This is a genomic window from Curtobacterium sp. VKM Ac-2852 (assembly GCF_013205045.1).
Classification (GTDB): domain Bacteria; phylum Actinomycetota; class Actinomycetes; order Actinomycetales; family Microbacteriaceae; genus Curtobacterium; species Curtobacterium flaccumfaciens.
Genome location: NZ_JABMLI010000002.1, coordinates 643,680 through 662,111, shown reverse-complemented (window position 1 = coordinate 662,111; position 18,432 = coordinate 643,680). Strand labels below are relative to the sequence as shown.

Here is an 18,432-nt window from a genome sequence, read left to right as displayed (position 1 = left end):
AGGAACGCAATGTCCACTCTGGAAATCCGTGACCTCAAGGTCTCGATCGACACCGATCAGGGCACCAAGGAGATCCTGAAGGGTGTCGACCTCACCATCAACGAGGGCGAGATCCACGCGATCATGGGGCCGAACGGCTCCGGCAAGTCCACCCTGGCGTACACGATCGCCGGGCACCCCCGGTACAACGTCGTCGGTGGCACGATCACCCTCGACGGCGAGGACGTCCTCGCGATGAGCGTCGACGAGCGCGCCCGTGCCGGCATGTTCCTGGCGATGCAGTACCCGGTCGAGATCCCCGGCGTGACGGTGTCGAACTTCCTCCGCACCGCCAAGACGGCGATCGACGGTGAGGCTCCGGCGCTCCGTGGCTGGATCAAGGAACTCCGCCAGTCGATGGCCGACCTGAAGATGGACTCGTCGTTCGCCGAGCGCAACGTCAACGAGGGCTTCTCCGGTGGCGAGAAGAAGCGCCACGAGATCATGCAGCTCGAGCTCCTCAAGCCGAAGTTCGCCGTCCTCGACGAGACCGACTCCGGCCTCGACGTCGACGCGCTGAAGATCGTCTCCGAGGGCGTCAACCGCGCCAAGGCCGCGACCGGCCTCGGTGTGCTGCTCATCACGCACTACACGCGCATCCTCCGCTACATCAAGCCGGACTTCGTGCACGTGTTCGTCGCCGGCAAGGTCGCGGAGCAGGGCGGCCCCGAGCTCGCCGACCGCCTCGAGAACGAGGGCTACGACCGCTACGTGCAGGCCGCTGCCGCCGAGGCGCAGGCCTGATGATCGCCGCACTCGCTCCCGACAAGTTCGACGAGGTCGTCGAGGGCCTGAAGGAGGTCCAGGACCCGGAGCTCGGCGTGAACATCGTCGACCTCGGCCTGATCTACGACCTCGCCTGGGACGACGACGCCAACGCGCTCGTCATCAGCATGACGCTCACCAGCGCGGGCTGCCCCCTGACCGACGTCATCGAGGGGGACACCGCGAACGCCCTCGACGGCATCGTGGACGCCTTCCGGATCAACTGGGTCTGGATGCCGCCGTGGGGTCCGGAACGGATCACCGACGACGGACGCGAGATGATGCGCGCCCTCGGGTTCGCGATCTAGTCGCGACCCACCACGGACGGGAGGCGCGGTGCCAGCTGGCACCGCGCCTCCCGTCCGTCTGTGCGCACGCGACGCGCGGGGCGCGCCGCCGAGTGGTCGCGACCGCCCGCTCACGTTCGCCGAGCGGTCACGTTCTGTCGGCTGACGGTGCTCCAGGCGACGGAATGCGACCACTCGGTGTCCGGCCGGCGGGGAGTCGTGACCGACCGACACCCCGGCCAGGCCCCGCACCGACCGACGCCCCGGCCAGCCCCGCACGGACTGTTCATCCCCGCACCGGACGCAGAACGGCCCCGCACCGATCGGTGCGGGGCCGTTCTCGTGCGAGACGTCAGCGGCGGCCGACGGCCTTCCACGCGAGCGGCAGGATGCCGGCGGCGATGAGCGCCTTGGCGACGCCACCGACGATGAACGGGTACAGGCCGGCGGCGAGCACCGACTGGACGTCGTTCGGGGCACCGAGCTGGCCGAGCGCCACGGCCAGGTACGGCAGGCCGGTCACGAACGGGATGGCACTCGCGAGCAGCATCGCGACCGCCGCGCGACCGACGTTGCGGTCCCAGTTGCGGCGCGCGAGCCAGCCGACGAGCCCGGCGGCCGGGACGAAGCCGATGACGTACCCGAAGCTCGGCAGTGCCAGGGCCTGCAGGCCGCCCTGCATGTCGGCGAAGAACGGGGCACCCGCGAGTCCGGCGACGGCGTAGACGAGCAGCGAGAGCATGCCGCGGCGTGCGCCGAGCGTCGCGCCGACGAGCACGACGGCGAGCGTCTGTCCGGTGATCGGGACCGGCCACATCGGGACCTCGAGCTGCGCCATCGCGGCGGTGAACAGGGCTCCGCCGGCGACGAGGGCGGCGTCGGTGGCCAGCCCGTGCGTGCGCAGACGGTCGGCGAGGACTGCGCGGGGAGCGAACCCGGTGGCGTTCGTCATGGATTCTCCTAGAATGGACTGCTGGTTCCGTTCGGAACCATCGGTCCCGTCAGCGTAGCGGTGCACCTCACGCACACACCGTTGTGCAAACCCACCAACTGATTGGACGTCCACTGTGCTTGCCGTGCACGAACTCGAGATCCGCGTCGGAGCTCGTCTCCTCATGGAAGACGTGTCCTTCCGTGTCGAGAAGGGCGACAAGATCGGACTCGTCGGCCGCAACGGCGCGGGGAAGACGACGATGACCAAGGCCCTCGCGGGCGAGACACAGCCCACCGGCGGCAAGATCGAGCGCGGTGGGGAGATCGGCTACCTGCCGCAGGACCCCCGCTCCGGCGACCCGGAGGAGACCGCGCGGAAGCGCATCCTCGACGCCCGTGGGCTCGGCGAGCTCGTGGAGGGCATCCGCCTCGCGACCCTCGACATGGCGAGCGACGACGCGGCCGTGGCCGAGAAGGCGATGCGGCGCTACAGCCGCCTCGACGACCAGTTCAACGCGCTCGGTGGCTACGCTGCCGAGGCCGAGGCTGCCTCGATCGCGTCGAACCTGAAGCTGCCGGACCGTATCCTCGACCAGCAGCTCAAGACGCTCTCGGGTGGTCAGCGCCGGCGCATCGAGCTCGCCCGGATCCTGTTCTCGGACGCCGAGACGATGATCCTCGACGAGCCGACCAACCACCTCGACGCCGACTCCGTCGTGTGGCTCCGCGAGCACCTGAAGACCTACCCCGGTGGCGTCATCATCATCTCCCACGACGTCGAGCTCGTCGACGAGGTCGTGAACCGCGTCTTCTACCTGGACGCCAACCGCCAGACCATCGACATCTACAACATGGGCTGGAAGCTGTACCAGCGGCAGCGCGTCGCCGACGAGGAGCGCCGCCGCAAGGAGCGCGCGGGTGCCGAGAAGAAGGCCGCCACGCTCAAGGACCAGGCCGCCCGGTTCGGCGCCAAGGCGTCGAAGGCCGCGGCAGCCCACCAGATGGTCGCGCGTGCCGACAAGCTGCTCGCCGGTTTGGAGGACGAGCGCGTCGCCGACCGGGTCGCGAAGATCCGCTTCCCCACCCCGGCGCCGTGCGGCCGCACCCCGCTGATGGCCGAGGGACTGTCGAAGTCCTACGGGTCGCTCGAGATCTTCGCGGGTGTCGACCTGGCGATCGACCGCGGTTCGCGCGTGGTCATCCTCGGCTTCAACGGTGCGGGCAAGACGACGCTGCTGCGCATCCTGGCGGGTGCGGACCAGCCGGACACGGGTGAGATCCAGCCCGGCCACGGTCTGCGCATCGGCTACTACGCGCAGGAGCACGAGAACATCGACATCAACCGCACGGTGATCGAGAACATGGTGTCGGCATCGACCGACCTCAACGAGACCGAGGCCCGTCGGGTGCTCGGGTCGTTCCTGTTCACCGGCGACGACGGCTACAAGAAGGCCGGAGTCCTGTCCGGCGGTGAGAAGACCCGTCTGTCGCTCGCGATGATCGTGGTCTCCGGCGCGAACGTCCTGCTGCTCGACGAGCCGACGAACAACCTGGACCCGGCGTCGCGCGAGGAGATCCTCAATGCCCTCGCCGGTTTCGAGGGTGCGGTCGTCCTGGTGTCCCACGACGCCGGCGCGGTCGAGGCGCTCAACCCCGAGCGTGTGCTGCTGCTGCCGGACGGCACCGAGGACCACTGGAACAAGGACTACGCGGAGCTCATCGAGCTCGCGTAGCTGCCTGCGAGACGGCATCTTGCGCACTCGCCGCGGGTACAGGCGGACGGGAGGCCCGTGGCGACGCCGCCACGGGCCTCCCGTCCGCTGTGGGGTCGCGTTCGCGTACGGCGTCTTGCGGAACAGCACCAGCGCGTCAGCGACGTGACGCGATGAGCTCGTCCTCGATCTCGGCGTCGGTCTTCGGCTTCGCGTTCTTGCGGCGTTCGCGCTCGAGGGCGCGCTCGCGCTCCTCGGGGTCGTCCTGGTTGAGGTTCCGGTACTCCTGCACCATCACGTACGCAAGGAAGCCGAAGCCGCCGGCGGCGAACAGGAACCACTGGATGAAGTAGCTCAGGTGCAGCCCGGTGTCGGCGGTCGGACGCTCCCAGCCGAGCGGGCGGGCCTCGGTCGGGGCGGGGGACTCGGAGGCGAGTTGCCCGTACGCACCGGTCCAGATCGGGTCGTCGACCTTGTTCGCCACATCGGCCAGCGTGACCGACTGCACCTGGTCGGTGTCCTTCGGGTCGGAGCGGCCGGGGATGCGCGGTTCGCTCTGCTGCAGGCGGACGATCGCGGTGACCTCGCCGGACGGAGGAGCGGGCACGTGGTCGGGGGCGTCCTGGGCGTTGCCGGTCGGCACCCACCCGCGGTCGACGATGAAGGCGCGGCCCTCGGACGTGACCAGGGGGGTCAGGACCTCGAACCCGGGCTGCCCGTTGTGCACGCGGTTGCGCACGAGCAGCTGCGCGTCGACGTCGTAGCGGCCGGTCACGGAGACCCGGAGCCACTCCTGCTCGTCCTGCCAGCTCGAGGCCTTCGGCAGCGCCCGGTCGAGGGGGACGGGGGTGTGGTCGTAGTTCTGCGCGACCTGCTCGTTCTGCCGGACGGCCTCGTTGCGGCGGTCCCACTGCCACATGCCGAACAGCGCGCAGACGACGGCGAAGGCGACGGCGATCGCGAAGTAGCCGAGCCAGCGGCGGCTCCGGACGAAGCGCCAGCCGACGAACGGTTCGCGGGGGTCGTGCTGCTGCGCCGGGCCACCCGACTCGGCGGATGCGCGCTGCAGCTTGGCGGCGTGCTTGCGGCCGTACCGGGACTGCGGGTCGAAGCCGTCGGTCATCGCGAGGTGCCGGTGGAGCGCACCCCGACGTCGTTCTTCGGCGCCGCGGTCGACTCGCGCTCGTCGTCGAGGTGGTCGACGTCCTCGTGCATGCCGGTGACGCGCACCGGGAACGAGCGGGAGCGCAGGTAGTCGGCGAGGAAGTCGCGGTGCTCCTCGCACGCGGCCCAGATCTTCACGCGGTCGATCGCGTGGATCCGGGGGTTGCGCCAGTTCACACGCCACCCGGCAGTCGACACGCAGCCGGCGCGGGAGCAGACCGGGGTGGAACCGGGTTCGGTCTGCAGGTCGAACGTCGCACCCATCAGCGGGGTCCCCACATCTTCGATCGGTCGCCGTTGCGCTGCCACTCGTCCTGCGCATGCTGCGCCTGCTGGCGGAGGCGGTCCTGCTCGTCGCGGTAGGCCTGGGCCCGGGCGTCCTCCTGCTGTTCGCGGAGACGCGGGTCGACGGCGTCGTAGAGCTCGATGGACCCGGCGGGGGAGATCATGTCGCTCTCGGTCCGGCTGCCGGCGTTCGCGATGACGACGGCGACCCAGGGGATCACCGCGGCCAGGACGATCGGGATGACCGCCAGCCAGGAGTGCCAGATCGAGTACACGAGCACCGCGGAGATGAAGAGGACCACTCGGATGGCCATCTGCCAGACGTAGCGGGACAGGCGGTGCGCCCGGTCCTGCTCCGGTGTGTCCGGCAGCGACGTGATGCTCGTGTGCGTGCTCTTCATACAGATGGTCTCCGTCTACCCGTGGTCAAGCCTAATCCCGCCGGACCGATCGTGGGTGCGCCGCGCGCGAACCGGCGGGGTGGTCCGCTCCGGTACGCTCGTCCGGGCGTGTCCGCCGGGTCCCCGGCGCCGCGTGCCGAGCAGATCCCACCGAACGGAGCGACCATGAGCACCCCCCGTACCGTCCTCATCACCGGCGGCAACCGCGGCATCGGCCACGCGCTGGCCGAGCGGTTCGTCGCAGCCGGCCACCGGGTCGCCGTGACGTCGCGCAGCGGTCAGGGTGGTCCCGAGGGTGCGCTGACGGTGCAGGCCGACATCACCGACACGGCCTCCGTCGACGCCGCGTTCACGCAGGTCGAGGCCGAGCTCGGTCCGATCGAGGTCCTCGTCGCGAACGCCGGCATCACGAACGACCAGCTGCTCCTCCGCATGTCCGAGGACGACTTCACCAGCGTGGTCGACACGAACCTCACGGGCACTTTCCGCGTCGTCAAGCGCGCCACGAAGGGCATGATGAAGGCCAAGTTCGGCCGCATCGTGCTGATGTCGAGCGTCGTGGGTGCCTACGGCCAGATCGGCCAGGTCAACTACGCGTCCTCGAAGGCCGCCCTGGTCGGCATGGCCCGGTCGATCACCCGTGAGCTCGGCTCGCGCGGCATCACCGCCAACGTCGTCGCGCCCGGCTTCATCCAGACGGACATGACCGCCGCGCTCTCCGACGAGCTGCAGGCCGAGTTCAAGAAGGCGATCCCGGCCGCCCGCTACGGCACGGTCGACGACGTCGCCGACGCCACGCTGTTCCTGGCGAGCGACGGCGCCGGGTACGTCTCCGGTGCGATCATCCCCGTCGACGGCGGCCTCGGGATGGGCCACTAGCCCTCGGACTGATCAGCCGCGCAGCCCGAGCGTCGCGAGCACGGCGGACAGGTCACGGTCGACGACCGCGACGTCCGCCTGCTCCCGCACGCGCGGCTTCGCGTCGAACGCCACCGACAGCGCCGCGACGCGCATCATCTCGAGGTCGTTCGCGCCGTCGCCGATCGCGATCGTCCGTGTCGGGTCGACCCCGTCCGCGTCCGCCCACTCGCGGAGCGCGACGGCCTTGGCGTGTGCGTCGACCACGTCACCGAGCACGCGGCCGGTGAGCACGCCGTCGGTGACCTCGAGGCGGTTCGCCCGGCAGTGGTCGAGACCGAGCTGCTCGGCGAACGGGTCGAGCACCTCGTGGAACCCGCCGGACACGACGCCGACGGTGCCGCCGGCGGCGTGCACCCCGCGGACGAGCTGGTCGGCGCCCCGCGTCACACGGACCGCCTGCTGTGCGCGGACGAAGACGTCTGCCTGGAGGCCCGCCAGGGTCGCGACACGCTCCCGGAGGCTCTCGGCGAAGTCGAGTTCCCCGCGCATGGCGCGCTCCGTGATCGCCGCCACCTGTGGCCGGGTCCCGGCGCTGTCGGCGAGCAGTTCGATCACCTCGTCCTCGAGGAGGGTGGAATCGGCATCGAGGACGACGAGGAAGCGGGGCACGCACCAACGGTACCGACTGACGGGGGCACGGCCGCGTCCGTGACGCGAGCCGTGCCTCCAGGCCGTCCGTCCGGGGCAGCGCCCCGGGTGCTTGCCCTGTTCGTCGTGCCGACGCGTCGTGTCTACGCGTCGACGCGGACGCCCTTGCCGACCACGGTGATGCCCGACTCGGTGACGGTGAACCCGCGTGCCTCGTCGGCCTCTCGGTCGACGCCGACCTGCGCACCCGGCGCGAGGACGACGTCCTTGTCGAGGATGGCGCGGTTGACGACCGCCCCGGCGCCGATGGTGGCACGCTCGAACACGATCGAGTCGAGGACCTTCGCGCCGGAGTCGATCGAGCACCAGGGCCCGATCATGCTGCGCTCGACCTGCGCACCCGACACCAGGCAACCGAGCGACACGAGCGAGTCCACCGTGGACCCGGTGTTGCCGTTCGCGTCGCGGACGAACTTCGCCGGCGGCAGGTTCGTCTGCTGGTTGAAGATCGGCCAGTCCTGGTTGTACAGGTTGAAGACCGGGACCGGCGCGATGAGGTCCATGTGGGCGTCGAAGAACGAGTCGATGGTGCCCACGTCGCGCCAGTAGTACTTGTCGCGGTCGGTGGAACCGGGCACCTCGTTGCGCTGCAGGTCGTACACGCCAGCGTCGCCGCGGTTGACGAAGTCGGGGACGATGTCGCCGCCCATGTCGTGAGCCGAGGTCTCGAGCTGTCCGTCGCGCAGGACCGCGTCGACGAGGGCATCGGCGTTGAACACGTAGTTGCCCATCGAGGCCAGGATCTCGCCGGGGGAGTCGGCCAGCCCGACGGCGTCCTTCGGCTTCTCGAGGAACGCCTCGATCTTCGTCGGGTCGTCGTCGGCCACCTGGATCACGCCGAACTGGTCGGCGAGCCCGATCGGCTGACGGATCGCCGCGACCGTGGCACTGCGGCCGGAGGCGATGTGCGCCTCGACCATCTGGTGGAAGTCCATCCGGTACACGTGGTCAGCACCGACGACGACGACGATGTCGGGGCGTTCGTCGCGCAGCAGGTTGAGCGACTGCAGGATCGCGTCGGCCGAGCCGGCGAACCAGCGCTTGCCGAGCCGCTGCTGCGCGGGGACGGACGCGACGTAGGAGCCGAGCAGCCCCTCCATGCGCCACGTCTCCGCGACGTGCCGGTCGAGACTGTGCGACTTGTACTGGGTCAGGACGACGATCTTCTGCAGACCGGAGTTGACCAGGTTCGACAGTGCGAAGTCGATGAGACGGAAGTTGCCGCCGAACGGGACGGCGGGCTTCGCGCGATCGGCCGTGAGCGGCATGAGTCGTTTGCCCTCGCCGCCGGCGAGCACGATGCCGAAGACCTTCTTTGGTGCCATGCCGCTCACAGTAGGCGTCAGCACTGGGAACCGGTTACGTTGAACCAGTGCGAGTCGATCTGCTGACCAGGGAGTATCCGCCGGAGGTCTACGGCGGAGCGGGTGTCCACGTGTCCGAACTCACCGCCGCGTTGCGGTCGGGGACGGACACGGAAGTCCGTGTCCGGGCCTTCGGGGCCTTCCGTGACGAACCCGACGTGTGGGGCTACCGGACCCCGGACGGCCTCGGCCAAGCGAACGGCGCGCTGCAGGCCCTCGGCACCGACGTGGCCATCGCGGCCGACGTCGAGGGTGCCGACCTCGTGCACTCGCACACCTGGTACGCGAACTCCGCAGGCCGGATCGCGCAGCTGACCTACGGCATCCCCCACATCGTCACCGCCCACAGCCTCGAGCCGCTCCGCCCGTGGAAGGCCGAGCAGCTCGGCGGCGGCTACCGCCTGTCCAGCTGGATGGAGCGCGAGGCGTTCGAACACGCCGACGGCGTCATCGCGGTCTCGAAGGCCATGCGTGCGGACATCCTGCGCTCGTACCCGTCGATCGACCCGGCGAAGGTCCACGTCGTCTACAACGGCATCGACATCGACGCGTGGAAGCCGACCGTCGACGAGGACGCCGTGCGCGCCCTCGGCATCGACCCGACGCGCCCGAGCGTCGTGTTCGTCGGACGCATCACCCGGCAGAAGGGCCTGCCGTACCTGCTCCGTGCCGTGGCGTCGCTGCCGTCGGACGTGCAGATCGTGCTGTGCGCCGGCGCGCCGGACACCCCCGAGATCCTGGCCGAGGTCACCGAGCTCGTCGACGGGCTCCGGGCCGACCGCGAGGGCGTCGTCTGGATCGACCGGATGCTCGCGCACCAGGAGATCGTGAACGTGCTGTCCTCGGGCACCGTGTTCGTGTGCCCGTCGGTCTACGAGCCGCTCGGCATCGTGAACCTCGAGGCGATGGCGTGCGGCATCCCGGTGGTCGGCACCGGCACCGGGGGCATCCCCGAGGTCGTCGCCGACGGGCTCACCGGCCGCATCGTCCCGATCGACCAGGTGCAGGACGGCACCGGCACCCCGACCGACCCGGACCGCTTCGTGGCCGACCTCGCCGCGACCCTCACCGAGGTGCTCGCCGACGAGGGGCTGGCGAAGCTCATGGGACGCGCCGGACGGCTCCGTGTCGAGACCGAGTTCACCTGGGACGCGATCGCCACCCGGACACGGCAGGTCTACGACCAGGTGCTCGGCCAGAACCCGTAGGCTGGTCGCATGCCCTCGGTCGTGCGCTTGTCAGACGTCTCCGTGGTCCGCAACGGGGCCACCATCCTCGACGCGATCTCGTGGGAGGTGCAGGACGACGAACGCTGGGTCGTGCTCGGCGCGAACGGTGCCGGCAAGACCACGCTGCTGCAGGTCGCCGGCGCCCAGACGTTCCCGACCTCGGGCGACGTCGAGGTGCTCGGCACCGAACTCGGCGGCGCCGACCTGTTCGAGCTCCGCCCGCGCATCGGCTTCGCGTCGACCGCGCTGGCACGTCGCATCCCGGTGACCGAGAAGGTCATCGACGTCGTGCTCACGGCGGCGTACTCGGTGACTGGTCGCTGGAACGAGGAGTACGAGGAGCTCGACGTCCGCCGTGCGCAGCGCGTGCTCGAGGAGTGGGGCCTGGGGTCCTTCACCGACCGCACGTTCGGCGACCTCAGCGACGGCGAGCAGAAGCGCGTGCAGATCGCCCGTGCCGTGATGACCGACCCGGAGATCCTGTTCCTCGACGAACCGGCCGCGTCGCTCGACCTCGGCGCCCGCGAGAGCCTCGTCCGCACCCTCGGCGGCTACGCCCAGCGCGCGGACTCGCCGGCCATCGTCATCGTGACCCACCACGTCGAGGAGATCCCGGCGGGCTTCACCCACGCGCTCGTCCTCGCCGACGGCCACGTGCAGGCCGCCGGCCCCATCGACGAGGTCCTGACGGACCAGACCCTGACCGAGGCGTTCGGCATCGACCTCTCGGTCACCAAGGACGCCGGTCGCTACACGGCACGCGCCGCGTAGCGCTGCGATCCCGCCGTCTCTCTGGTATCGTGGACGGCTGGCGCAAGCCGACGACTTCCCGCGCAGTTCGCGCAATCCCATCACCGCTATCGAGGAATCTCCATGAAGACCGACACCCACCCCGAGTACCGCGCCATCGTCTTCCGCGACCTGGCCTCCGGTGAGACGTTCCTGACGCGTTCGACCGCGAACAGCGACAAGACCATCGAGCTCGACGGTGCGACCTACCCGGTCATCGACGTCGAGATCTCGTCCGCTTCGCACCCGTTCTACACGGGCAAGCAGCGCATCCTCGACTCGGCCGGTCGCGTCGAGAAGTTCAACCAGCGCTTCAAGGGCTTCAGCAAGTAAGCAGCCCCCACGCAACGCCAACGGGCGGTCCTCCTCCGGGAGGGCCGCCCGTTCGCGTTGTGCGGTCGTGGGCCCTGGACGCAAGACACCGGTGTTCGCGCGTCACGCCGCGTTCTGCGGGTGTTCGGCGCGCGAACACCGTTGTCTTGCGGGGGCAGTGCAAGGTCAGGCGCCGTTGCGGTGCGGCCAGCGGCCGTCGGCGGTGAAGTTCGGGTCGCGCTTCTTGCGCATGTAGTCCTGGAACGAGGTGGCCTGCTCGGCACACCAGCCGACCTGCTTGCGGTGGAGTTCCTCCGCGGAGATGCCGAGCTCGTCCGGGTACTTGCCCGCGATGGCCTGGGCGACACGCCCGGCAGCGATCGCGTCGGCGCCGGCGTCGTGGGCGTCGTCGAGCGTGACGCCGTAGAGCTCCGAGGCGGCTTCGAGCGTGCGCTTGCCCTTGCGGAAGGTGTCGAGCGCCTTGTCGATCACCAGCGGGTCGACGACGTTCCCGATGACGGGGGAGGCGAACCCGTGCCGCTTCGCTTCGCGGTCGAGGACGGTGAGGTCGTACGGGGCGTTGTAGATCACCAGCGGGATGCCCCGGGCGAACACGGCCTCGATCGCGGCGATGATCTCGGCCACGACCTCGGCCGCGGGACGCCCCTCGGCCTGGGCACGCTCGGTGGTGTACCCGTGCACGGCGGCCGCGCCCTCGGGGATCGGCACGCCGGGGTCGGCGATCCACGCACCCTCGACGATGGAGGCCCCGGTCATGTCGATGAGGCCGACGTGGGCGGTGACGATGCGGGCCGTCTCGACGTCGACCCCGGTGGTCTCGAGGTCGAAGACGCCCAGCGCGTGCCACCAGGGGCGACCCGTGAGGTCCTGGGACGGAGCGGGCGCGTCGAGCTGTGCTGTGGGGAACGTCACGCGGTCAGGCTAACGGGACGCACCGACACCCCCGACTACCGGGTCGGCGCGCCGACGTGCAGCCAGTAGAACGACTGCGTGCCCATGGTCAGGGTCACGTTGCCGTCCTCGTCGAAGGACGGGAACGAACCGCCGCCGAACAGGTCGTAGAGCGGACGCCCCGCGAACTCCGGAGCGGACACCGTGACCGAGGTCGGGTTCGTCGCGAACGAGAACACGCAGAGGACGTCCTCGGCGGACGGGCCGAACTGCTGGCCGGAGCCCTCCCACGAGCGGACGAAGGCGAGGACCGAGTCGTTCGAGGTCTCCTGCACGTGCAGGGACCCGAGGCCGAACACCGGGTGGGCCTTGCGCGTGTGGATGACGTTCCGGACCCAGTGCAGCAGCGAGCGCGACTGGGCGAGCTGCGCCTCGACGTTGACCTGCGCGTAGTTGTACACGAGCGACTGGACGACGGGCAGGTAGAGCTTGCCCGGGTCGGCCGTGGAGAAGCCGGCGTTGCGGTCCGGCGTCCACTGCATCGGCGTGCGCGAGGAGTCGCGGTCCGGCAGCCAGATGTTGTCGCCCATCCCGATCTCGTCGCCGTAGTACAGGAACGGCGATCCCGGCAGTGAGAACAGCAGCGCGTGGATGAGCTCGAGCTCGGCGCGGGAGTTGTCGAGCAGGGGAGCGAGGCGTCGGCGGATTCCGATGTTCGAGCGCATCCGCGGGTCGTAGCCGTACCAGCCGTACATCGCCTGCCGGTACTCCTCGCTCACCATCTCGAGCGTGAGCTCGTCGTGGTTGCGGAGGAAGACACCCCACGCCGCGCTGGCCGGCACGTCGAGGGTCTCGGAAAGGATCGCCTTGAGCTCGGCGGCGTGCTGGGCACGGAGCGAGTAGAAGATGCGCGGCATCACCGGGAAGTCGAACGCCATGTGGCACTCGGGCTCCTCGTCGGTCCCGAAGAACGCCGCCGTCTCGCGCGGCCACTGGTTCGCCTCGGCCAGGAGCACGCGGCCGGGGTACTCGTCGTCGACCATCGCGCGGAGCTTCTTGATGAACTCGTGGGTCTCCGGCTCGCCCTCGCCGTTGCCCTCCTCGGACTCGAACAGGTAGGGGATCGCGTCGAGCCGGAGCCCGTCGACGCCCATGTCGAGCCAGTGCCGGACGACGTCGTAGATCGCCTCGATGACCGCGGGGTTCTCGAAGTTCAGGTCGGGCTGGTGCGAGAAGAAGCGGTGGAAGAAGAACTGGCGTCGGACCGGGTCGAAGGTCCAGTTGGACTCCTCGGTGTCGACGAAGATGATGCGGATGTTCGAGTAGTCCTCGTCGGTGTCCCGCCAGACGTAGAAGTCGCCGTAGGGGCCGTCCGGGTCCTCGCGGGACTGCTGGAACCACTCGTGCTGGTCGCTGGTGTGGTTGATCACCATGTCGATCACGATGCGCATGTTCCGCTCGTGCGACTTCGTGACGAGCTCGCGGAAGTCGTCGAGCGTGCCGAACTCCGGCAGGATCGCCCGGTAGTCGGCGATGTCGTACCCGCCGTCGCGCATCGGCGACTGGAAGAACGGCGGCAGCCACAGGGCGTCCACGCCGAGCCACTGCAGGTAGTCGAGCTTGCCGATCACGCCCTGGATGTCGCCGATGCCGTCTCCGTTGGAGTCGACGAACGACCGGATCATGCACTCGTAGAAGACCGAGCGCTTGTACCACTGCGGGTCGAGCGTCAGGCCGGGCAGCTGGATCGGGGCTGTGAAGGTCACCGTGCTCCTCGTCGTCATCGACGGACCGGTCGACGGCCCGCCCCGGACACGATAGGCGCGAGATGCTGCGGGTGTCCGGGGTTTCGTGCGGTTCGCTCCCTAGACTGGCGCGGATGCAACCGCCCGTGCTCTCCCCGTACCAGTCGTTGATGGCCGCCACCCCGGTCGTGCACCGGGCCGTCCAGGTCGACGGCCGGACCACGCACTACTGGGTCTACGGGCCCGAGGACTCGGATCGCACCGTGCTCGCCGTGCACGGGTTCCGCGGGGACCACCACGGCCTCGAGACCATCGCCGCGCACCTGGAGGGTGTGCGGGTGATCGTGCCCGACCTGCCCGGCTTCGGCGTGTCCGATCCGCTGCCGGTGTCGGACGTCGACGCGTACGTGGCCTGGTTGACCGGGTTCCACGCCGCGCTCGGGCTCGGCCGCGACACCGTGGTGCTCGGGCACTCGTTCGGGTCGATCGTGGTGTCGGCCACCGTCGCCGCCGGGCTCGACACCCGACTGCTCGTCCTCGTCAACCCCATCGCCGCCCCGGCCCTGCAGGGACCGCGTGCCGTGGGGACCGCGATCGCGATCGGGTACTACCGCGCCGGCGCGGTGCTGCCGAAGCCGATCGGGCTCGGGATCCTGCGGAACGGCGCGATCGTCCGGGCGATGAGCATCGCGATGCTGAAGTCCCACGACCCCGCGGTCCGCCGGTGGGTGCACGACCAGCACGACCGGTACTTCTCGGCCTTCGCGAACCGCACGAGCGTGCTCGAGGCGTTCCGCACCTCGGTCACCCACGACGTCTCCGAGTACGCGGACCGGATCGAGGTGCCCGTGCTGCTCGTCGCGGCCGAGCACGACGACATCACCGCCGTCCCCGAACAGCGCGCACTCGCCGAGCGCCTGCGTGACGCCGAGCTCGTCGTGATCCCGGGTGTCGGCCACCTGGTGCACTACGAGACGCCGGCTCCGGCCGCGGCGGCGGTGCTCCGCCGGATGGCGGACACGACCCGACGTACCGGACGCCAGGGACGACCTGGACGCGGCGCTGCCACGACGGACAGCCGACCGTCGGGGGCGGGGCGGGCCTCCCGGACGGCGGACGCGTCGTGACGCGCCTGCGCATCGGCATCGACTGCCGGTACGTGCGGATCGGTCGGCACGACGGCATCAGCCGGTTCACCGCCGGGGTCGTCGCACACCTGCCGGACCGGCACGAGTACGTGCTGCTCGTCAGTGACGAGCGCCAGCTCGAGTCGCTGCCGAGCGACCTGCCGTGGGAGCTGCTGCCCGCACCGACGGACGCGGGGGAGCCGCTCGTCGCCCGGCGCGTCAACCGGCTCGGGCTCGACGCGGTGTTCTCGCCGATGCAGACGATGGGGTCGCGGGGCCGTCGGTACGCGCTCGTCCTGACGCTGCACGACCTGATCTACTACCGCAACCGCACGCCCCCGCGGGAGTTCTCGTGGCCGCTGCGGCTCGGCTGGCGGGCGTTCCACCTGTCCTGGGCACCGCAGCGGTTCCTGCTGAACGGCGCGGACGGGGTGGTGACGGTGTCGGAGACGACCGCCGGGCTGATCGCCGAGCACCGGCTGACGAAGCGACCCGTGACGGTCGCCTACAACGCGGCCGACCCGGCGACACCGCGGTCGACCGGAGCGCCGCGTCGACGCTCGCTCGTCTACATGGGCTCGTTCATGCCGTACAAGAACGTGGAGACCCTGGCGGCGGCGCTGCCGCTCCTCGGGGCGGACTGGACGCTGCACTGCATGTCGCGGGTGTCCGACGCGGACCGGGCACGGCTCGAGGGGCTCGCGCCCGCGGGGGCGATCGAGTTCCACGACGGCGCCACCGACGAGGAGTACCTGTCCGTGCTCCGTTCGGCCACGGCGCTGGCGACCGCGTCGTACGACGAGGGGTTCGGCATCCCGCTCGTCGAGGCGATGGGCGTCGGGACCCCGGTCGTCGTCAGCGACATCCCCATCTTCCGGGAGATCGGCGGCTCCGCTGCGGAGTACTTCGACCCGGCGTCGCCGTCCGCCGTCGCCGCCGCCGTCCGGCGGGTCGAGGAGCGGTGGGACGAGGCCTCGCGACAGTCGATCGAGCGTGCCGGCCGGTTCCGGTGGCAGGACTCGGCGGAGCAGGTCGTCCGGGCCGTCGAGCGGGCCGTGGGGGACCGGCGGGGCTGAGGGATGGCGCTGGTGCTGGCGCTGGCGTGGTCTCGCGGTTCGTGGTCTCGCGGTTGGTGCCGATGCGGAACGACGATGTCGATGTCGTACGACGTCGACGGTGTCGTTCCACGTCGTCCGCCCCGCCCCGCCCCGCCCCGCGACCACCGCCGATCACTTCGCCGCGATGACCTGCACGTCCGCCCCGGGGAACACCTTCTGCGTCTCCTGGGTCGCCCGCGCCACGATCGGCGGCACCGCGGCACCCCGACCCGGGGTCCGGACGACGACGGACTGGTCGCCCGCGGTGTCGGATGGGGCACCACCGCGCTCCCACGAGCAGCGGACCTCGGTGACACCGCCGATGTGGTCGAGCGTGTCCGCCAGTGCCAGGCGCTTCGCCGCGACCTCGCCGGCACCGGTGACGCCGATCTCCAGGTTGCCGAGGTCGGCGATCACGACGACCCGGACGCCGTTGCCTCCCGACTCGTCGGCAGCCCGACTGATGGCGGCCACCAGGTCACCCCGCGCCGCGGTGTCGAGCGTGGGGTCGGCGCGGACGGTGGCGACGGCGTCGTAGCTGGCGAACGCGGTCTTCGACGGGGTGTGGTGCCGTACGTCGGTGACGCCGGGCAGGGCACTCACCCGCTCGTCGAACCGGTCGAGCGCGACGTCCGGCCGCGGGAAGACCCCACCGATGCCGTTCTGGACACTCCCGATGATCGAGCCGAGCACCACGGCGATGACCACGGCGACCGCCAGGACACTCCCGCCGATGATGAACCAGGTGCGCGCCCGGGTGCGGGTCGGGACGCTCGCCGTCTCGGGACCGAACACCCGGTCGAGGTCGTCGTCCTGTTGGTCGAGGGCATGCTGGCCGTGTCGGCTGGTCCCGTCGTCGGACATGTGGCTCCCCTCACCCCGGTGTGCGGGTGCGTCGGAGCCTAGTCCCCGGTCAGCCCCGGCGTTCCAAGGGGTTCTGGTACTCGAACGCCGACCCACCGGTGTCGTCGGACACGTCGTCGATCGGGTCGTCGAACCGGACGAGTTCGGCGTGGAAGCGTTCGGGGTCCCACCGGAACGAGTGGATGGACCCGTTCCGGATCGGGGTGTGGCGGCGGTCGGCGGTGCCGGGGGCTGCGGCGTTCACGACGCTGCGGATCACCGCCCCGTGGGTCGCGACCACGACGACGCCGGCGTCGAACCGGACCGCGATCTCGCCGAGGGTCTCGGTGACGCGGGCGAGCAGCGCGGAGCGGGACTCCCGGCCGGGGATGTCGTCGTGCGGGTACCGTGCCGACACCTCGTCGTCGGTCAGGCCCTCGGCTTCTCCGTAGGAGCGCTCGGCCAGGCCCGGGTACGTCGTCGGTGCGTCGAGGCCCAGGCGGTCGGCGATGATCGCGCCCGTCTCGGCCGCACGCGACAGCGGGGACGCGACGACGGCGTCGAACGGCCGGCGGGTCAGGAGCTCGGCGGCCTCGGCGGCCTGCCGTCGTCCGGTGTCGTTGAGCGGGATGTCGGTGGAGCCCTGGATGCGGCGTTGCGCGTTCCAGTCGGTCTCGCCGTGCCGGACGAGGTACAGGAGGGTCGTCACCCGTCGATCTTCGCAGACGCGCCCGGCAGGCCCGTCCGGCGACCGTGCCCGGCAGGCCCGTCCGGCGACCGCGCAGGCCCGTCCGGCGACCGCGACCGCGCTAGTCGGTCGAAGCCGCCGCGCTGAGCCGCTCCGCCAGGCACACGAGCGTCTCGGTGGTGCCGGCGTCGAGCTTCACCGCCGCACGGCGGTCACTGCGGGTCTCGCCGCGGTTCACGATGACCACCGGGTTCTTGCGGCGTGCAGCGTGGTCGACCAGCCGCACGCCCGAGTTCACGGTGAGGGAGGAACCGACGACGAGCAGCGCGTCGGCGTCGGCGACGATCGACACGGCCTCTCGGAACTTCTCGGCCGGCACGAACTCGCCGAAGAAGACGACGTCGGGCTTCAGGTCGCCGCCGCACACGGAGCACGTGGGGACGACGAACCGCTCGACGTCGGTGATCTCGACGTCACCGTCCGGCTGCAGCTGCACGGACCCGGGCTCGTCGATCCAGGGGTTCGCCCGGTCGATGGTGGCGGCGAGGTCGGAGCGGGAGAACACCTGGCCGCACCGCAGGCACACGGCGCGGTCCATCGAGCCGTGGATCTCGACGACGCGGCGGGACCCGGCGCGCAGGTGCAGGCCGTCGACGTTCTGCGTGATGACCCCGGCGACGATCCCGGCGTCCTCGAGTGCGGCGAGCGCCCGGTGCCCGTCGTTCGGCACGGCGGCCGCGAAGCTCCGCCAGCCCAGGTGCGATCCGGCCCAGTAGCGCTGGCGCTTCGCGGGGTCGGCCAGGAACTCCTGGAACGTCATCGGCTTGCGCACCACCCGCCCGGCGCCGCGGTAGTCGGGGATGCCGGAGTCGGTGCTCAGACCGGCACCGGAGAGCACGGCGATGCGCTTGCCGCCGAGCACCTCGACGACGCGGTCCAGGTCGTCGGCGACCACCGACCCGGCGGCCGCCCCGGTGGTCGGTCCGGTCGTCGACGCAGCATCATCCAGCACCCTGTTCACGGTACCCTCAACACCCGACCGTCCCGGTCGCTTCCCAGGCGGATCGGACCGTCGGCGGACCCGCGCCAGCGCCGCCCCACCGGACCCACGCTGCGACCCACGCCGCGCCCCACACCACCCACACCCCCCGCACCACACCGAAACGAGCCC

The 18,432-nt window shown here is 70.6% G+C and carries 19 protein-coding genes and 1 pseudogene; 9 read left to right on the top strand and 11 right to left on the bottom strand.

All coding sequences use genetic code 11. The annotated features are described in order from the left end of the window. Positions 1 to 9 precede the first annotated feature (9 nt). A complete protein-coding gene (sufC, locus tag HQQ79_RS09605) occupies positions 10 to 783 on the top strand; it encodes a Fe-S cluster assembly ATPase SufC (protein ID WP_071244730.1) in 774 nt (257 codons plus the stop codon). Next, on the top strand, positions 783 to 1,112 hold the full coding sequence (locus tag HQQ79_RS09600) for a metal-sulfur cluster assembly factor (RefSeq protein ID WP_017887270.1): 330 nt from the start codon (positions 783 to 785) through the stop codon (positions 1,110 to 1,112). Before sufC ends, HQQ79_RS09600 begins: the two co-directional genes overlap by 1 nt. 331 nt (positions 1,113 to 1,443) lie before the next feature. On the opposite strand, the gene HQQ79_RS09595 is transcribed toward HQQ79_RS09600, so the two are convergent. Continuing rightward, on the bottom strand, positions 1,444 to 2,043 hold the full coding sequence (locus tag HQQ79_RS09595) for a biotin transporter BioY (protein WP_173033926.1): 600 nt from the start codon (positions 2,041 to 2,043) through the stop codon (positions 1,444 to 1,446). A 115-nt stretch (positions 2,044 to 2,158) separates the two neighbouring features. Between HQQ79_RS09595 and HQQ79_RS09590 the strand changes: the two genes are divergently transcribed. After that, complete coding sequence (locus HQQ79_RS09590; protein ID WP_027465675.1) at positions 2,159 to 3,757, top strand: ABC-F family ATP-binding cassette domain-containing protein; 1,599 nt, start codon at positions 2,159 to 2,161, stop codon at positions 3,755 to 3,757. Positions 3,758 to 3,893: 136 nt separating this feature from the next. Here HQQ79_RS09590 and HQQ79_RS09585 read toward each other — a convergent pair whose 3' ends face one another. From HQQ79_RS09585 to HQQ79_RS09575, 3 genes and pseudogenes are all read right to left on the bottom strand, one after another. Next, positions 3,894 to 4,859: an SURF1 family protein gene (locus HQQ79_RS09585; RefSeq protein ID WP_173033924.1), complete on the bottom strand. Its 966-nt coding sequence runs from the start codon at positions 4,857 to 4,859 to the stop codon at positions 3,894 to 3,896. Between the two features lie 98 nt (positions 4,860 to 4,957). Beyond that, positions 4,958 to 5,164, bottom strand: a pseudogene (locus HQQ79_RS09580) (hypothetical protein); the annotation flags it as partial. Next, positions 5,164 to 5,586: a DUF3099 domain-containing protein gene (locus HQQ79_RS09575; RefSeq protein ID WP_051596733.1), complete on the bottom strand. Its 423-nt coding sequence runs from the start codon at positions 5,584 to 5,586 to the stop codon at positions 5,164 to 5,166. The pseudogene HQQ79_RS09580 and the gene HQQ79_RS09575, both read right to left, overlap by 1 nt. A gap of 165 nt (positions 5,587 to 5,751) precedes the next feature. Here HQQ79_RS09575 and fabG point away from each other — a divergent pair, with 165 nt between their 5' ends. Beyond that, on the top strand, positions 5,752 to 6,465 hold the full coding sequence (fabG, locus tag HQQ79_RS09570) for a 3-oxoacyl-ACP reductase FabG (RefSeq protein WP_027465673.1): 714 nt from the start codon (positions 5,752 to 5,754) through the stop codon (positions 6,463 to 6,465). A gap of 12 nt (positions 6,466 to 6,477) precedes the next feature. Here fabG and serB read toward each other — a convergent pair whose 3' ends face one another. Further along, on the bottom strand, positions 6,478 to 7,116 hold the full coding sequence (gene serB, locus HQQ79_RS09565) for a phosphoserine phosphatase SerB (RefSeq protein ID WP_173033922.1): 639 nt from the start codon (positions 7,114 to 7,116) through the stop codon (positions 6,478 to 6,480). Positions 7,117 to 7,238: 122 nt separating this feature from the next. Next, complete coding sequence (locus tag HQQ79_RS09560; RefSeq protein WP_071244725.1) at positions 7,239 to 8,480, bottom strand: glucose-1-phosphate adenylyltransferase; 1,242 nt, start codon at positions 8,478 to 8,480, stop codon at positions 7,239 to 7,241. Positions 8,481 to 8,527: 47 nt separating this feature from the next. Between HQQ79_RS09560 and glgA the strand changes: the two genes are divergently transcribed. The 3 genes from glgA to HQQ79_RS09545 all read left to right on the top strand — a co-directional run bounded on the left by glgA (position 8,528) and on the right by HQQ79_RS09545 (position 10,870). Next, positions 8,528 to 9,727, top strand: a complete 1,200-nt coding sequence (gene glgA, locus HQQ79_RS09555) for a glycogen synthase (protein ID WP_027465670.1) — start codon at positions 8,528 to 8,530, stop codon at positions 9,725 to 9,727. Between the two features lie 9 nt (positions 9,728 to 9,736). Further along, positions 9,737 to 10,519, top strand: coding sequence for an ABC transporter ATP-binding protein (locus HQQ79_RS09550; RefSeq protein ID WP_173033920.1), 783 nt, complete (start codon positions 9,737 to 9,739; stop codon positions 10,517 to 10,519). A gap of 102 nt (positions 10,520 to 10,621) precedes the next feature. Further along, positions 10,622 to 10,870, top strand: coding sequence for a type B 50S ribosomal protein L31 (locus HQQ79_RS09545; protein ID WP_017887280.1), 249 nt, complete (start codon positions 10,622 to 10,624; stop codon positions 10,868 to 10,870). A 165-nt stretch (positions 10,871 to 11,035) separates the two neighbouring features. Here HQQ79_RS09545 and HQQ79_RS09540 read toward each other — a convergent pair whose 3' ends face one another. Further along, positions 11,036 to 11,782, bottom strand: a complete 747-nt coding sequence (locus HQQ79_RS09540) for a 3'-5' exonuclease (protein ID WP_027465668.1) — start codon at positions 11,780 to 11,782, stop codon at positions 11,036 to 11,038. A 35-nt stretch (positions 11,783 to 11,817) separates the two neighbouring features. Next, positions 11,818 to 13,527: a maltose alpha-D-glucosyltransferase gene (gene treS / locus HQQ79_RS09535; protein ID WP_027465667.1), complete on the bottom strand. Its 1,710-nt coding sequence runs from the start codon at positions 13,525 to 13,527 to the stop codon at positions 11,818 to 11,820. A 113-nt stretch (positions 13,528 to 13,640) separates the two neighbouring features. Between treS and HQQ79_RS09530 the strand changes: the two genes are divergently transcribed. Both HQQ79_RS09530 and HQQ79_RS09525 read left to right on the top strand, forming a co-directional pair. Continuing rightward, entirely contained in the window at positions 13,641 to 14,633 is a 993-nt protein-coding gene (locus HQQ79_RS09530; RefSeq protein WP_254066182.1) for an alpha/beta fold hydrolase, read from the top strand. Positions 14,634 to 14,638: 5 nt separating this feature from the next. Then, positions 14,639 to 15,709 carry a glycosyltransferase family 1 protein gene (locus HQQ79_RS09525; protein ID WP_173034343.1) on the top strand — a complete coding sequence of 357 codons (1,071 nt, stop codon included), beginning with the start codon at positions 14,639 to 14,641 and terminating at the stop codon, positions 15,707 to 15,709. Positions 15,710 to 15,862: 153 nt separating this feature from the next. Here the strand turns inward: HQQ79_RS09525 and HQQ79_RS09520 are convergent, their stop codons facing one another. From HQQ79_RS09520 to HQQ79_RS09510, 3 genes are all read right to left on the bottom strand, one after another. Next, a complete protein-coding gene (locus tag HQQ79_RS09520; protein WP_173033918.1) occupies positions 15,863 to 16,594 on the bottom strand; it encodes a hypothetical protein in 732 nt (243 codons plus the stop codon). A gap of 49 nt (positions 16,595 to 16,643) precedes the next feature. Continuing rightward, positions 16,644 to 17,282: a histidine phosphatase family protein gene (locus HQQ79_RS09515; RefSeq protein ID WP_111056426.1), complete on the bottom strand. Its 639-nt coding sequence runs from the start codon at positions 17,280 to 17,282 to the stop codon at positions 16,644 to 16,646. A gap of 100 nt (positions 17,283 to 17,382) precedes the next feature. Next, positions 17,383 to 18,216, bottom strand: coding sequence for a Sir2 family NAD-dependent protein deacetylase (locus tag HQQ79_RS09510; protein ID WP_367948093.1), 834 nt, complete (start codon positions 18,214 to 18,216; stop codon positions 17,383 to 17,385). Between the last annotated feature and the right edge of the window lie 216 nt (positions 18,217 to 18,432).

Bases quoted from the DNA above. Each gene is read 5' to 3' on its own strand.
- HQQ79_RS09585 (WP_173033924.1), bottom strand. From the start codon at position 4,859: ATGACCGACGGCTTCGACCCGCAGTCCCGGTACGGCCGCAAGCACGCC.
- HQQ79_RS09575 (WP_051596733.1), bottom strand. From the start codon at position 5,586: ATGAAGAGCACGCACACGAGCATCACGTCGCTGCCGGACACACCGGAG.
- HQQ79_RS09520 (WP_173033918.1), bottom strand. From the start codon at position 16,594: ATGTCCGACGACGGGACCAGCCGACACGGCCAGCATGCCCTCGACCAA.
- sufC (WP_071244730.1), top strand. From the start codon at position 10: ATGTCCACTCTGGAAATCCGTGACCTCAAGGTCTCGATCGACACCGAT.
- HQQ79_RS09595 (WP_173033926.1), bottom strand. From the start codon at position 2,043: ATGACGAACGCCACCGGGTTCGCTCCCCGCGCAGTCCTCGCCGACCGT.
- HQQ79_RS09530 (WP_254066182.1), top strand. From the start codon at position 13,641: ATGCAACCGCCCGTGCTCTCCCCGTACCAGTCGTTGATGGCCGCCACC.
- HQQ79_RS09560 (WP_071244725.1), bottom strand. From the start codon at position 8,480: ATGGCACCAAAGAAGGTCTTCGGCATCGTGCTCGCCGGCGGCGAGGGC.
- HQQ79_RS09550 (WP_173033920.1), top strand. From the start codon at position 9,737: ATGCCCTCGGTCGTGCGCTTGTCAGACGTCTCCGTGGTCCGCAACGGG.
- HQQ79_RS09545 (WP_017887280.1), top strand. From the start codon at position 10,622: ATGAAGACCGACACCCACCCCGAGTACCGCGCCATCGTCTTCCGCGAC.
- fabG (WP_027465673.1), top strand. From the start codon at position 5,752: ATGAGCACCCCCCGTACCGTCCTCATCACCGGCGGCAACCGCGGCATC.
- HQQ79_RS09600 (WP_017887270.1), top strand. From the start codon at position 783: ATGATCGCCGCACTCGCTCCCGACAAGTTCGACGAGGTCGTCGAGGGC.